Source organism: Lyngbya aestuarii BL J (assembly GCF_000478195.2).
Lineage (GTDB): Bacteria > Cyanobacteriota > Cyanobacteriia > Cyanobacteriales > Microcoleaceae > Capilliphycus > Capilliphycus aestuarii.
On sequence record NZ_AUZM01000003.1, the window covers coordinates 45,891 to 60,870 of the forward strand.

Below are 14,980 nucleotides of genomic sequence, written 5' to 3' on the forward strand. Positions count from 1 at the left end.
TTTTTTAACGAACTAAATGAATTAAATCGAGTATCCGAGTGTACTCAAACTGATCAGCCCAGACGCTAAGAGTTTCAGCTAGGTGAGGATTGTGCTGACGGAGTAACTCAATGATTTGCCGAATTCGGCTAGGATCACCAAATATTAGGGCTTCTTCTAGTTCCTGAAGTACATCATCAGATAAATTAGCGAAGGCTTCCATCCACTGTTCAAGATTCATCGGTTTTTTATCTTCTTCGGGAACTTCTTTACCATAGCTATATTCTACTTCTAAATGTTGTTGTAAGACTGTAAATATTTCTAACTCTTTAAAAGGTTTATAAATAAAGTTATTGAAGCCCAGAGTTTGGTAATCGTCTCCTAATTTATTAGCAGAAACGGCAATAATCACCACTGGGTTGTTTAGATTTTGTGATTTTTCTTGATCGCGAATTTGTCTTGTTGCTTGATAACCATCTAATTCGGGCATTCGTAAATCCATCCAGATTAAATCAGGATGCCATTGTTGCCAAAGGGTAATCGCTTCCGCTCCATTTTCCGCTTCTTGTACGGCAAATCCTAGAGGGCTGAGGAGTTGAACTAATAATTGTCGATTCGCAGAACTATCATCAACAATAAGCAAACGATAAAGGGGAGTTGTCGGTGCTAAACTGATAATTTTATCTTCTTTTAAAAACAATTTTTTGGGAATTTTATCAACGATTTTGGCGACAATATAAAACTGAAATTTACTCCCGATATTCACTTGACTTTCTACAGAAATTTCACCCCCCATTAAGTTTACAAATTCTTGACTAATTGCTAAACCGAGTCCAGTTCCTTCTTTAACTTTTTTTCCAGATTGGCTTTGATTAAAGGCTTGAAAAATATCCATTCGTTCTTCCGGTGCAATACCAACTCCTGTATCTTCAACTTCAAAATTGAGCTTCACATTCTGGTCTGAATTATTGAAGGTGGCAAAAATACGCAGATTAATAGATCCTCGTTTCGTGAATTTTAAAGCATTACTCAAGAGATTAATTAAAACTTGACGGAGTTTGATTTCATCGGTACAAATAGAACTGGGAACATCAGATGTTCTCTGTACATTGAAATTCAATCCTTGATCTTGAGCTTTGAGATAAAACATATTATAAATATCGTCAATTAGCTGATCAAGATTAAAGTCAGTTGGCTCAAGTATTATTCTATTTGCTTCAATTTTAGCTAAATCCAAAACTTGATTAATCAGGTTTAATAAATGCTCACCACTACGATAGATAATCTCAGCATTCTTACGATCATCTAGTGAGATCTGAGAATCGTTTTTTAAGAGACGAGAAAATCCTAAAATTGCATTCAACGGAGAACGTAATTCATGGCTCATATTAGCAATAAATGTACCTTTTGCTTCGCTAGCGGCTTCAGCAACTTCTTTGGCTTTTTGTAGTTCTAGTTCAATCTGTTTGCGATCACTAATATCTGTCACCCGAACTAAATGAAACATTTGATCCCCAATATAAATTGGCTTAACGGCAAGATTCCCCCAAAAATAATTCCCTTTTTTTGTAAGATATTCAACCTCTAAACTCCAAAAACCTTTTTGATTCACTTCATTTCGACTGTATTCAATTTCCTGGGGAGTAAAGGGCTGTTTTTGTAATGTATAACCTGCAATACCAATTAATTCTTCTCGATTTTCAGCTTCAAATAGTTCAACAGCTTTACGGTTACAATCAACAATTAAAATGCTATCCACATCAACCAAGAAAATTGCATCGGCAGATTCATGGAAAATTGCATCTCGTAAATCTCGACTTTTACGCAGTTCCAATTCTGCTTTTTTTCGCTCACTAACATCGATAACAATCGACCCAAACCTTGTAAATTTACCGTCTTCCTTCATCAGAGTAAAGAGAATGGATTCAAAGATTTTAGATTGGTTATTAATAACAAGTTCATCTTCGATTATCAAGGGTTTACCACCATCAACAAGTGTCTTGACTCGGGTTTTAAAACGGTTAACAACTTCTTCAGGAAAAAAATCACCAAAGGTTCGTCCAAGAATTTGTTCTTCGGGAAGATTAAACAGCTTCGTAAAGGCTCTATTTACCCGGAGATAAACCATCTCAGCATCAAATATATGGATAATTGCAGGTGAATAATCCAAAAAGGCTTGTAGTTGTTGATTAGCTATTTTTAGAGCGATTTCGGCTTGTTTACGATCATTAATATCGCGACCAACAGACTGCAATTCGACTAAATTTCCCTGAGAGTCATAAATGGCTTGGTTGGTCCATTGTGTCCAACGCACTTCACCATTAACAATCACTCGATTTTCAATCGTAAAGACAGGCTGTTCCGGAGAAAGCGCAGCAAGACAGCGATCAATTGCAGGTTGATCTTCTGGATAAATAATCGGTTGATAACACTGTCCAATAAAATCTTCCTTATAAATACCAAAATAGTGGCAATAAGCATCATTAACATAATTTAACGTCCCATCGAGTTTAAATCGGGTGATGAATTCCGTTTGATACTCCAAAATCGATAAATAACGGGCTTCTGATTGATGCAGTAATTCTTCTACTTGTTTGCGATCGCTAATATCAGCAAATGAACCGACCATGCGATAGGGTTGACCGTTTGGATATCTTAAAGCTTGTCCTTTGATTAAAAACCAACGATAGCGACCATCGGGTTGTTGGACTCGCAACTCGATAATATAGGGATGATTATTTTCTAAATGATCGGTTAGAGCTTGCTGAAGGTGATCGCGATCGTCGGGATGAAGGAGGTTAGAGAATTGAGGGACTGGATCGTCTTCAATTTCTGAAACTGACAAGCCGAGAAGTTTATAAAGTTGTGGAGACCACCAAGCAGTATTATTAATAATATCCCAATCCCAAACTCCTTCTCCCATCGCCTCAATCACTAACTTTAATCGTTCTTTACTTTTTTGTAAAGCTTGGGTTCGTTCTAGAATTTCTTGTTCAAGTTGGTGTTGATAATTATTTTTAAGTTGTTCGATCTGGCGGCGTTCTGTGACATCTTGAAACGCGATTATAGAGTAATGTACTGTTCCCCATTCATCGACAACTGGAATTGATGTTACCTCTAGAGGAATACGACAACCGTTAACCTCAACCTCCATATCGTCAACTTGTACTTTTTCTCCTTTTAAAGCTCGAATTCCAGGTAATTTTTCGGTAGGATAGAGTTGATCGGTTCCAGCAATATAAACCTGATAAACTTCTGATAGCTGTTCGGGTGAAATGGCATTAGTTCCTTGACCTAAAATTTGTTCACCCACTTTGTTGATTAGAATATGTTGTCCGTTTTGATCAAATACACTCACTCCAATGGGAATATTATCAAGCAAGATCGAAAAACGCTGTTCACTTAGTTTTAAGTCTTGAAATGATCGGCTCAGTTTTTCAGCCATCTGACTAAAAGAATCAGCGAGTTGATTAACTTCTTTAATACTGGTGTTTTCTCTATAAAAATTGAGATAATTTTGACCAAATTCTTGTACGGCTCTATTTAATTTTCTGATGGGCTTCGCAATTTGTTTTGCGGTCAATATGGCAGCTAAAATAGTCATTAAAAATGCAATAAAACACAATAATGTTGTTCGATAAGTATTAGTATAGATTCTTTCCATAAAGTCAGATTTTGGAATCGCCACCACAATAAACCAGTTATAATTTTGATCTAATGAATAGGAGATAACGTGAAGACAATAATATTGGTTTCTTCCTTTTATTTTCAATTGTACAGCGTGATCATTAATTAATTTTAAATTATCGAAATTATTTATTACATATTTTCCCACCGTTTGAGTTACGGGGTTGCGGCTATCTTCGACAGTAAGTCGCAATTTTTCCGGGTCAATTGTTTCGGGTTCAAGAGTAAAATCTATTGTATTAAAAGGCAATTCATCGGTGGAGGTTGCAATTAAATATCCTTCGCGATCAATAATAAAAGCTTGTCCGGTTTTTCCCATTTTTAATTGACCCATAAACTCACCTAATTTATCTAAAAAAACTGTTGCACCCACAACTCCTTGAAAATTATCTTGGGAATCATAAAAGGGTAAAGAACGAACCAGGACTAAGATTAAATTTGATTGTTTTACGCCGGAAGTTACTGTTTGCCAAGTTCCGTTTTTTGCGGCTTTTGCTCTGGGATACCACGGCTTACTGGGAGGATCATTATGAGGATCGTAATCGGAAAGATTATTTCTTAAATAAAGGCGGTTTCCTTGCAGATCAGCAACGTAGTTTTCTAGATCTCTCGTGCGGGGATTCCACTCTCGTATCACTAAAGAATCCGGTTCGGGTTTCGCAACGATGAAAAGGTCTTTTTGTTCGGTTGCAATATAGATTGAACCCACCTCAGAAAAGGTGTTAATTTGTTCGATAAAGTAACTTTCTAGCTTAGATTTATTCTGCCAGTCTAACCAACCTAAATTAATTGACTTGGCGTTGATATGGGCAATATTATCCGGTGTCTGTAAATAATAGTCGAGATTTTGAGTAATGCGATCGCCGATTTCTGTCATTAGTTGGTTTGTGAGTTCTTCTACGGCTTGCTGTTCACTGCGATAGGATAAATAACTCACAATTCCGACTGCACCAATGATTTGAAGGACAAAAGGCACAATCAACAGGGTGCGAAGCGGAACCTCATTAAACGTCTTTTTTCTCCATCGATGCAAGGGTTTGATTATCATAAATCTAAATTTATTTTCAATAAACACCAAGATTGTTCAAAACGGACTAAAGTATTGAAATTAATCAAGCTTATGAACAAGTTCCAAGATTATAAAATAAAATAACTGTCGATAAAAAGTAGATTAATCCAACTTTTCATAGCGAATATTAACATTTGTGAGTTCACCTAAATCAACCCCCTGCACAACCACAGCTAATCCATTTTCTACCCCTTCAAAGACGAGGTTAAAAGTCGTCTCTGTAATCGCAGTATTTATTTCTCGTTCTTTTAATCCCTGTTCAGTCAGACTTTGACGATAAAAATCTATCGCTTCAGTTAAACTTAAATCCGTTTGAAAGTTAACAGAATTTGTTCCACTTACCCCCGGTTGCTTCGTTAAATTATAAACAGTTTCAGGAAGGGTAAATTCTGATTCCGTCTCAGTTTGAACTAATAAAATAGGCGTTAGGGATTGCGCCTCAGTCAACCCATTCCCCAACCCCAACACCATGATTGATGCAAAAACAACAATTCTCAACAAGACTAATATCATCACTAACGACCTTGCACGAATAGCAACAGTTCTAGCATAGTTTATCTTTATCTCGCTTCTTGAATCTCTTAATGCTTGATTAAAGCGCTTCTAAGTCCGTTTCACCTGTACGAGTACGAATGATATGTTCAATTGACCGAATAAATATTTTACCATCACCAATTTGACCCGTTTGCGCGGCTTCTACCAATTTTTCGACAACAAACTCACAAGCTTCATCTTCAACGACGATTTCTAGCTTTATTTTGGGATGAAACTCAATAACGTGTTTGACTCCTCGATAAGATTCGGTTTGACCTTTCTGACGACCATAACCCCGAACATTCGTGACATTCATACCCACAACTCCAACTTCCACTAAAGCTGTCACCACCGAGTCAAACTGGACGGGACGAATTAGGGCTTCTATCTTTTTCATCATTGCAACTCCTGAGATTTTCTAAGTCTAATTTCTGTATCTTTCATAACAGATTTTTTGCTCTAGTTTTTATAGCGCTACGCGCTAGGGAACAGGGAACAGGGAACAGGGAACAGGGAACAGTAGACTGGGAAGGGGTTTTAGGATTTAGAAATGACAATCATGTATTCGCGTAGTGCTATAACTTAAATATTTTACCGATCATTCCAGAAATGATAAACTGATTATGTCTCATCCCAAATACAAGTCATGGCAAGGCACAAGGAGTTTAATCGCGGAGAAGTTTTGGCAAAAGCAATGGAGACGTTTTGGCGTTATGGCTACGAAGGAACCTCTGTCCAGGATTTGACTCAAAGTATGGGAATCAATCGAGGTAGTCTGTATGATACCTTTGGGGATAAACGATCTTTATTTCTCGAAGCGATCGCCCACTATGATCAGACCATTGTACGCTCTGCGATTGCCCGTTTAGAAGCCCCAGATGCCTCAAAACAAGCCATTATTGATCATTTTAAGAGTTTAGTCGATCGCATCGTTGCAGACACCGAACGTCGGGGATGCTTTGTCACCAATACCGCCGTTGAACTTTGTCCCCATGACCCGGATACAGCCCAGCGAGTTGCCAATAACCTCCAACGCATTGAACAGGCTTTCTATAAGGCTTTATTACGGGCGCAGGAAAAAGGCGAAATTTCAGCCGAGAAGAATCTACCCGCCTTAGCGCGTTATTTTACGTGTAATTTACAAGGCTTGCGAGTGATCTCCAAAGTGAATTCCGATCCCCAAGCCTTAGAAGAAATCGTCCAAATCCTTCTCTCTGTCTTGGATTGAGGAAACTTGATCCAAATACTTGACTATTCGTTCCAGAATTGTTATTCTAAAAATATGAAAAAACAAGTTCACTGGTTTTCTAAGTTGCTCTCTCCAGGAAAGTAACTGCCGAGAACTCTATTTTTTTTAAATAACTGGAACAATCATTCCAAAAAAAGGAGGTCAACGATGAATTTGACTCAAGAACTGCAAAATCTACAAAACAAACTGCGAGCGAATCATCCCGAAGATATCAAAGCAGTCATGGATCAAGCAACAGAAGATTTAGTCAAATCGGGTCTTGTGGAAAAAGCGTTAAAAGTCGGTGATCAAGCCCCAAATTTTCAACTTCCAAATGCAGTGGGCGAAACAGTCGAATTTAAAAAATTGTTCAAATCCGGGCCAGTTGTAATTGCTTTTTATCGAGGTGAATGGTGTCCCTATTGTAATTTAGAACTGCGAACCCTACAGAAATATTTGCCTGAAATCGAACAATTTCATGCCAAGTTAGTAGCGATTTCTCCCCAAATCCCTGACCATTCTCTATCAACACTAGAAAAGAACGAACTCACCTTTGAAGTCTTAAGTGATGTCGGAAATCAAGTCGCCAGAAAATTTGGATTAGTGTTTACCCTTCCGGAAGAATTACGCCCCATTTACCAAAAATTTGGGATTGATATACCCGCTCATAATGGGAATAAAACCTTTGAATTACCCATTGCTGCAACCTATGTAATAGATCAAAACGGAATCATTGTTCAAGGGTTTGTCAAAGCGGATTATACCCAGCGTTTAGATCCAGAAGAAATTCTCGCTACATTGAAAAATTTTCCTGTAGCCGTATAATCACCCTCAGATGGGGAAAGGTATCGCCATACCCCAAACACAACTTGAGGAGGAATCCAATCATGTCAGACCCAACAAAATACATCACATTAACCAATGAAAACTTTGAAGAAGAAGTTCTCAAAAGCACAATACCCGTTGTCGTTGACTTTTGGGCGCCGTGGTGTGGCCCTTGTCGGGTAATGAATCCGATTATCGAAGGATTAGCCGCAGAATTTGATGGGGTTGTGAAATTCAGTAAATTAAACGTTGACAATTACGAAGAACTCCCCACTGACTATCGGATTGAAGCCATTCCCACCCTATTATTTTTCAGTCAAGGCGAAGAAGTTTATCGAGTGTCTGGTGTTGTCGATCAGTCTGTCTTATCAAATCAACTGAAGGAATTACTCGAACAAGTGTCAACTTCTAATTCTGTGAGTTAATTCATTTAAAGGAAGGCTGATTGTAGCCTTCCTCACTTCCTCAAAAATTCCAAAAATTGTAATCAACCTATCCAAAAATTAGCCATGAATACTGATCTTAATTTGTTAAAACCGTTTAAACTCGGCGCTTATGAACTCCCTAACCGGATGGTGATGGCACCCTTAACTCGGATGCGGGCAAAAGCAGGCAATATTCCTCAAGAAATGAATGAGGTTTATTATACTCAACGAGCATCTGCGGGGTTAATTATTAGTGAAGCTACTCAAATTTTACCCCAAGGATTAGGTTATCCTAATACACCTGGAATTCATTCACCCGAACAAATTCAAGGATGGAAAAAAATCACTCAAGCAGTACATAAAAATAATGGCAGAATATTCTTACAACTCTGGCACGTCGGTCGCATTTCTCATCCCTCTTTACAACCCAATGGAGAGTTACCTGTAGCGCCGAGTGCAATTGCACCAGAAGGAAAGGCAAATACCTTTTCAGGAGAGCAACCTTTTGTCACACCGAGAGCGTTAGAAACCGAAGAAATTCCGGCAATTGTTGAACAGTATCGTCAGGGTGCAAAAAATGCTCTAGAAGCAGGATTTAACGGGGTAGAAATTCACAGTGCGAATGGTTATTTACTAGATCAGTTTCTTCATGATGGTTCCAACCAACGTACAGATCAATATGGCGGTTCGATCAAAAATAGAGCGCGCTTTTTGATGGAAGTTGTAGAAGCCATCACCAGTATTTGGGATGCAGATAAAGTTGGGGTGAGGTGATCACCTAGTAGTACATTTGGGACAGTATTTGATTCTGATTATGAGGCTTTGTTTAATTATGTTGTCTCAGAATTAAATCGGTTTAACTTGGCTTATCTGCATATTGTCGAACCTAGAATTCAAGGAAATGTTACTGTTGAAGACGACGGAAATGGATTAGGTGCGCGTCATTTTCGGTCGATTTATCAAGGTACAATTATCACAGCCGGAGGGTACACTCGAGAAAGCGGAGAAGCCGTTTTAGAACAAGGTGATGCAGATTTAGTGGCTTATGGTCGCTTGTTTATTGCTAATCCTGATTTACCGAAAAGATTTGCCTTAAATGCACCGTTAAATGAGTATGATCGCTCGACATTTTATGGAGGTGATCACCGGGGTTATACAGACTATCCTTTCCTCGATGAGTTAAAAGTATTGACGACTGTCTAATCAGTTAATAACTCTATTATAGGGTGGGCATTGCTCATCCTATAAATCTAAAATTTTTGATATAAAAAACTTCCGAAAATTGTCGGTCAATAAACAGGAATTATCGGGTTTTAATCCGGTGTAATTTTGATGGATTGAGCGGATCAAAAAATCAACTTAAATTATGCTTTATTACTTCGGTCAACTTGATAATGTAGAAAAATTTCTTGTTCTACCTGTTTAACTTCTAATAACTGTAAACGAGGAGACACATTAGCCAAAAATCCTTTTCCTTCCACTGGAGTAGGCGCATCAACACCACCAATAATCAGAGGACAAACCGTTAACCAAAATTCATCGATTAAATCCATTTGAATTAATGAACCCACCAATTGACCTCCCCCTAAAACTGCTAACCGTTTGAGTCCCATGTGCATCAATTGTTGAAAAGCATCGTTCCAGTCAATGGAGTGAGAATGTTCAGAAAGTGTTTTAGCGATTAAAATTTGTTGAAAATGAGCAGATGGATCTGACAAATTAGTTAAATTAAAATTCTCTTTTTTAATCGATTCGACTCCGGGTAAAGTTGTTAGTAACCATCGAGGTACAGACTGTTGAAAAAATCGTAAGTTGGGATTGATTTTTCCCGAACTTGAACAGACAATTTGAATCGGTTGAGGAGATTTTCCTTGCTGTTGACGTCGCTGTAATAATTCTTCTGAAGAAACACTTAACGTTGTACCATAGGTATCCAAAGTTCCTCGCCCGAATAACACCCCATCCGCATCAGCAATTTGAGTTTCCAGGTGAGTTGTATCTGTAGATGAACCAAATCGAGCGGGTGAGCGATTTTTATCCGCTATTTTACCATCTGCACTCATCGCGAGAATAACGGTTGTATGAGGTCGGTTCAGCAAGTTTTGAGAATTTATATTATTCATTAACTCTAATCTATTTTCGTTCTTCTGTACTTTTTATTTGGGTGAACCCGCAGGGGAAAATCACCGCCAGACTTTACGATATTATCCCTACTACGGACGAGGCTATGTACAGCTAACGTGGGATTACAATTATCGGAAATATTCTGATATACTAGGGCTAGATTTGGTGAATAATCCTGATCTTGTTATGCGTCCAGATCTTGCACTTTTTATTCTAATTCATGGCATGAAATGGGGTGCTTTTACGACTCTAAAACTGGATGACTATATTTCAAATAACCATGTAGATTTTTGGAGTGCGCGTCAGATTATTAATGGTACTGACCAAGCAGAACAGATTCAAACTTATGCAATGAATTGGCAAACCCAATTAGGGTAAAATTTTAGACGATTGTTTTTTTCAAAAATTATGCCTATTTCTCGGTAAGGAGATAGGGAGATCTTGCCTTCTAACTTCTGACTTCTGCCTTGTGAGAAAGTAGGATAGTTGAAAACTTGAGATCGAAAAATGAGTTTTTCACCCGAACTAATTGCCTTAGCCCGTTATCTCGCAGGTGAGTTTGACAATCAAGCACAAGCCACTGCTGAACCCGTTTGGTATGTTTCTCTCCGCCTTTGGCATCGTCCCTTACCAACCCCTATTTTTAACCATAGTATTACCCTGTTTGTGGAACAAGCCAACGCTTCAACTCTCGATCAGCCTTATCGTCAACGAATTATGCAACTCTACTCGTCTCCTGAGAGTCCAGAACGTCTACACGTCCAGTATCATATGCTCAAAGACATGAAGGCGGTTCAAGGCGGAGGTCGTCATGTAGAGAAACTCAGACAGCTTACACCCGAACAGCTTGAATTTCTTCCGGGTTGTCGGTTAGATGTGACTTATCAACAACTCTCGGCAAATACTTATCACTTTAAAGCCAATCTGCCCGAAAATACTCGCTGTTGCTTCACCTCTCAAAATCAAACCATTCAGATCGATTTAGGCTTTGAAGCAATGCCCAATGATTTCTTCAGCTACGATAAAGGAATCAACCCCCAAACAGGTCAAGCGACTTGGGGAGCATTATTAGGCCCATTTCGATTTGTCAAACTTCAAGACTTTGCCTCTGAACTCTCAATTCAACCCTAAAGTTAGGCAGTGGGGAGTCGGGAATGGGGAAGTAAAGTTATTAACAAACTGTATTCAGCAGTTGTTCTCCCTAGTCCCTAATCCCTAATCCTAACTAGCTCGTACACCTTCCTCAAGTGCCTCTTCTTCGGTTTCAAAGATTTCAAACACAGAATCCATCATGGTGACTTCAAACACCAATTTAGCTTCTGGATGAACATTGCAAATGCGGAAACTGCCTTTAACTTTATCCGCATCGCGCATCCCTGCCACCAATGACGTCAAGCCAGAGCTATCAATAAAGTTAACTTGACCAAGATTGACGACAACATGACGACTGAGTTTCGAGATGCACTCTTGCAACTTGAGGCGGAATTGCCAAGCCGTAGTGATATCTAAGCGTCCACTGGGAGCCAAGACAATCACTTTTGTTCCATTTTGGGTCGTATGTTCCTTTTGATCGATATGAATCACTGACCGTCCCCTCGGATGTTCGATAGAGCAATGATTGATTGCTGCTTCTGACAGTAGTTTAACTCAGACCTGTTAGTTGGGAGCAGTCCAGTTAGCCCAATCTTGGGGTTTCAAGAACGTTTCATACAGTTCGGCTTCTGGGGTTCCAGGTTGAGGTTGATAACCATATTCCCATCTTACCAAAGGTGGCAAAGACATAAGAATCGACTCCGTGCGTCCGTTGGTCTGTAACCCGAATATCGTACCGCGATCGTAGACAAGATTAAATTCTACATATCGGCCCCGTCGATACAGTTGAAAATTGCGTTCGTGATCGCCATATTCTGTCCCTCGATGACGCTCAACAATCGGCTGATAGCTCGGTAAAAAGGCGCGTCCACAGTCCTGTACAAAAGCAAATAACGCTTCCCAATCTCGGGTTTCCAGGGAGCCTATTTGTCCGGAGTATTTTGCCGCCTCACTGTCGCTATGGGGGCCGCGATAGAGTTCTCCTTGACCATCTTGGTAGTCAAAGAAAATCCCGCCAATTCCTCGGGCTTCTTGACGGTGCTTGATGTAAAAATATTCATCACACCAATGTTTAAACACCGGATAATACTGATCATGATGGCGATCGCAAGCCGCTTTAAAGGTTTTGTGAAAATGAGCCGCATCTTCAGCAAAGGGATAATAAGGCGTCAGATCTACACCGCCTCCAAACCACCAAACCGGCCCGGCTTCAAAATAGCGATAATTCAAATGCACAGTGGGAATGTAGGGATTACGCGGATGCAACACCATAGAAGTGCCTGTAGCGTAAAATCCATGACCTTCAGCTTCCGGACGTTGAGCCAAAATCGAAGGCGGTAAATTTTTACCCCAAACCTCCGAAAAATTCACCCCCCCTTGCTCAAATACATCACCATCGCGAAGTACACGAGATCGGCCTCCGCCCCCTTCAGGACGTTCCCAGGAGTCCTCTTGAAACTTGCTTTTACCATCAAGCTGTTCCAAACCCTGACAAATTTCATCTTGAATCTGCTTCATAAATTGGCTGACTCTAGCTTGGGAGTCTGCCCCTGGCGGATTCGGCATTTTAGTTTTTTCAGATACTCTCGAAGCTGTCATAACCGCTCCTAAACATTCGTGGTTGCTAAACCATTGCTCGTTGCCAAGCTATTTAATCATCCGAGCTTTAACCCAACTTGGTCAATAGGTTAATCTCACAAATTTTAATTTTAACCTGATCGCGTCAACTCTTTGATCTTTGAGTGAATTGCGCTTCCAGAGATTGTCTCTTTTCGTTAAAATATCGTCATCAAAACTTAATTATTCCGGCTCTGCCCAAAAATAGAGTAGGGAGGAAATCGTACTCGATGCGATCAGCAACCCCCATTGATCTGGCTTATTTAATCAAAAACCAAGATGTCAAATTCCCTCGATGTTAACTCTGTGTTAGAAATCCTGCGACCCGTACAAGATCCCGAACTTCAAAAAAGTTTGGTCGAACTGAATATGATTCGCAATATCGAAATCAATCAAGGTGATGTCAGCTTTACCCTGGTTCTCACCACTCCGGCTTGTCCGTTACGAGAGTTCATCGTTGAAGATTGTCAAAAAGCAGTCAAGCAACTTCCGGGAGTCGAACAAGTTACCGTTGATGTCACGGCTGAAACTCCCCAACAGAAATCGATACCAGATCGCCAAGGCATAGAAGGGGTCAAGAATATTCTCGCCATTTCGAGTGGAAAAGGAGGAGTGGGAAAAAGTACCGTTGCAGTCAATGTTGCGGTTGCTCTTGCCCAAATGGGTGCCAAAGTTGGGTTAATTGATGCGGATATCTACGGCCCCAATGACCCCACCATGATGGGACTTTCAGATTACCAAGTCGTGGTTCATCAGGGCAAACAGGGTGAAGTCTTAGAACCGGCTTTTAACTATGGTGTTAAGTTGGTTTCTATGGCGTTTTTGATTGATCGCGATCAACCCGTGATCTGGCGTGGCCCGATGTTGAATGGGATTATTCGTCAGTTTCTTTACCAAGTCGAATGGGGCGAACTCGATTATCTGATTGTGGATATGCCACCAGGAACTGGAGATGCTCAACTTACCTTGGTGCAAGCGGTTCCCATGTCGGGTGTTGTGATTGTGACGACACCGCAAACCGTTTCACTCCTGGACTCTCGCAAAGGTTTACGAATGTTCCAACAACTGGGAGTTTCTATCCTGGGAATTGTTGAAAATATGAGTTATTTTATCCCGCCCGATCTCCCAGAGAAAAAATATGACATCTTTGGTTCGGGGGGTGGCGAGAAAACGGCGAAAGAACTCGGTGTTTCCCTCTTAGGCGGAATTCCTCTAGAAATGCCTGTGCGAGAAGGCTGTGATAACGGAGTTCCCATCGTCATCGCTCATCCCGAGTCTGCTGCTGCGATAGAGTTAATGGCAATTGCTCAACGAATTGCGGCGAAAGTCTCTGTTGCGGCTCTTGCTTAACGATTGTTGCCAAAAATCTAATCACTTTAAAGCTGTTCCGAATTCTCGAATTTTCTGTAGACTGAGGAATGTAGAGATCAATTTAGGATAAAGCAATGATTCTCCCCGGTTCAGCAGTTCGTGTCATTAATGCAAGTGATACCTACTTCGGTTTTCAAGGACAGGTGCAACGGATTAGCGATGGAAAAGTTGCGATTTTGTTTGAAGGGGGAAACTGGGATAAATTAGTCACGTTTCGACTTTCTGAGATCGAACCCGTTGATGCGACAGCCGGACGGAAAGCGAAGAAAAAATAATAAAATCGGGCAGGTTCAGGATCAATTCAACAGTCCTCTACCTGCCTGTCTGTAATGATTTGTCGGGTATTTGCTCATGCGTCTTCCCTTTCCTCAATTTAGTACCACTCCTCGTCATCCCCGTCATATTGGAGAGGTGATTGAGACAACAACTTGTGAATTTTTAGCTCAGTGTCTTGAATCTGAAGATCTGACATTTCCGATTATGCCTCCGTTTGGCAGTTGGATCAAATCGAGTGATGAGGAGTCGGGTAATCAAATTTATGCGATCGTATATCATGTGACCACCAGTCCGATTGATTCGGTACACCGAGCGCGAGCCTTGGGGTTATCCTTGCAAGAGTTACGGGAAGAACAACCGCAGATTTTTGCAATGCTGAAAACTGAATTTAGAGCGGCGATTGTCGGGTTTGAAACTCCGGCTACGGGTAATAATGGGATTGAACCCCCCCGAGGTTTGGTTTATCAATACATTCCGCCTCGTCCTCCGCAAATTCATCAGGCGGTTTACCACTGTGAATCTACAGATATTATTTACTTTAGCGAGGAATTTGATTTTCTGCGAACCTTACTGCAAGTCAATCAAGCACCTGTTGAGTCTTTGGTTGCTGCGGCGATTCGTCATATTTATCAACTGCGAAATTGTGATCGTTCTTGGCTTGTGGAAGCGGGGCGCACTTTAAGTCTTGTGTTACGAGATGACTATGATCGTTTGCGGGTAATTCTTAAACAAATTCATCCTTGAGGAGAGTTA

General features: G+C 40.3%; 14 protein-coding genes and 1 pseudogene. 9 read left to right on the plus strand and 6 right to left on the minus strand.

All coding sequences use genetic code 11. From position 1 onward, the window contains the following. Window positions 1-4: 4 nt before the first annotated feature. The 3 genes from M595_RS02045 to M595_RS02055 form a co-directional block, all read right to left on the minus strand. Window positions 5-4,714: a PAS domain S-box protein gene (locus M595_RS02045; protein ID WP_023064419.1), complete on the minus strand. Its 4,710-nt coding sequence runs from the start codon at window positions 4,712-4,714 to the stop codon at window positions 5-7. Between the two features lie 123 nt (window positions 4,715-4,837). Beyond that, a complete protein-coding gene (locus M595_RS02050) occupies window positions 4,838-5,248 on the minus strand; it encodes a hypothetical protein (protein WP_023064315.1) in 411 nt (136 codons plus the stop codon). Window positions 5,249-5,327: 79 nt separating this feature from the next. Next, window positions 5,328-5,666 (minus strand): P-II family nitrogen regulator, encoded by a 339-nt coding sequence (locus tag M595_RS02055; protein WP_023064425.1) that lies wholly within the window; start codon window positions 5,664-5,666, stop codon window positions 5,328-5,330. 249 nt (window positions 5,667-5,915) lie between these two features. Between M595_RS02055 and M595_RS02060 the strand changes: the two genes are divergently transcribed. The 4 genes and pseudogenes from M595_RS02060 (at window position 5,916) to M595_RS02075 (ending at window position 8,950) form a co-directional block, all read left to right on the plus strand. After that, window positions 5,916-6,497, plus strand: coding sequence for a TetR/AcrR family transcriptional regulator (locus M595_RS02060; protein WP_023064268.1), 582 nt, complete (start codon window positions 5,916-5,918; stop codon window positions 6,495-6,497). Between the two features lie 168 nt (window positions 6,498-6,665). Further along, entirely contained in the window at window positions 6,666-7,322 is a 657-nt protein-coding gene (locus M595_RS02065) for a peroxiredoxin-like family protein (protein ID WP_023064290.1), read from the plus strand. 62 nt (window positions 7,323-7,384) lie between these two features. Beyond that, window positions 7,385-7,747, plus strand: coding sequence for a thioredoxin (gene trxA, locus M595_RS02070; protein WP_023064429.1), 363 nt, complete (start codon window positions 7,385-7,387; stop codon window positions 7,745-7,747). 84 nt (window positions 7,748-7,831) lie between these two features. After that, window positions 7,832-8,950: pseudogene (locus M595_RS02075) on the plus strand (alkene reductase). A 161-nt stretch (window positions 8,951-9,111) separates the two neighbouring features. Here the strand turns inward: M595_RS02075 and M595_RS02080 are convergent. After that, the gene (locus M595_RS02080) at window positions 9,112-9,870 is read right to left on the minus strand and encodes a RibD family protein (RefSeq protein WP_023064387.1); all 759 of its coding nucleotides are present in this window, start codon (window positions 9,868-9,870) and stop codon (window positions 9,112-9,114) included. A 37-nt stretch (window positions 9,871-9,907) separates the two neighbouring features. Between M595_RS02080 and M595_RS02085 the strand changes: the two genes are divergently transcribed. Further along, window positions 9,908-10,249 (plus strand): glycoside hydrolase family 19 protein, encoded by a 342-nt coding sequence (locus M595_RS02085; RefSeq protein WP_023064388.1) that lies wholly within the window; start codon window positions 9,908-9,910, stop codon window positions 10,247-10,249. A 129-nt stretch (window positions 10,250-10,378) separates the two neighbouring features. Beyond that, window positions 10,379-11,002 (plus strand): chromophore lyase CpcT/CpeT, encoded by a 624-nt coding sequence (locus M595_RS02090; protein WP_023064302.1) that lies wholly within the window; start codon window positions 10,379-10,381, stop codon window positions 11,000-11,002. Between the two features lie 90 nt (window positions 11,003-11,092). On the opposite strand, the gene M595_RS02095 is transcribed toward M595_RS02090, so the two are convergent. Beyond that, complete coding sequence (locus M595_RS02095) at window positions 11,093-11,455, minus strand: STAS domain-containing protein (protein WP_009783692.1); 363 nt, start codon at window positions 11,453-11,455, stop codon at window positions 11,093-11,095. 72 nt (window positions 11,456-11,527) lie between these two features. After that, the gene (gene hemF, locus M595_RS02100) at window positions 11,528-12,562 is read right to left on the minus strand and encodes an oxygen-dependent coproporphyrinogen oxidase (RefSeq protein WP_040483450.1); all 1,035 of its coding nucleotides are present in this window, start codon (window positions 12,560-12,562) and stop codon (window positions 11,528-11,530) included. Window positions 12,563-12,859: 297 nt separating this feature from the next. Here hemF and M595_RS02105 point away from each other — a divergent pair, with 297 nt between their 5' ends. From M595_RS02105 to M595_RS02115, 3 genes are all read left to right on the plus strand, one after another. Further along, a complete protein-coding gene (locus tag M595_RS02105; RefSeq protein ID WP_023064442.1) occupies window positions 12,860-13,930 on the plus strand; it encodes an Mrp/NBP35 family ATP-binding protein in 1,071 nt (356 codons plus the stop codon). A 95-nt stretch (window positions 13,931-14,025) separates the two neighbouring features. Continuing rightward, window positions 14,026-14,226, plus strand: coding sequence for an NAD(P)H dehydrogenase subunit NdhS (locus M595_RS02110; protein WP_023064329.1), 201 nt, complete (start codon window positions 14,026-14,028; stop codon window positions 14,224-14,226). Window positions 14,227-14,302: 76 nt separating this feature from the next. Continuing rightward, on the plus strand, window positions 14,303-14,971 hold the full coding sequence (locus tag M595_RS02115) for an HAS-barrel domain-containing protein (RefSeq protein WP_023064327.1): 669 nt from the start codon (window positions 14,303-14,305) through the stop codon (window positions 14,969-14,971). The last annotated feature ends 9 nt before the right edge of the window (window positions 14,972-14,980 follow it).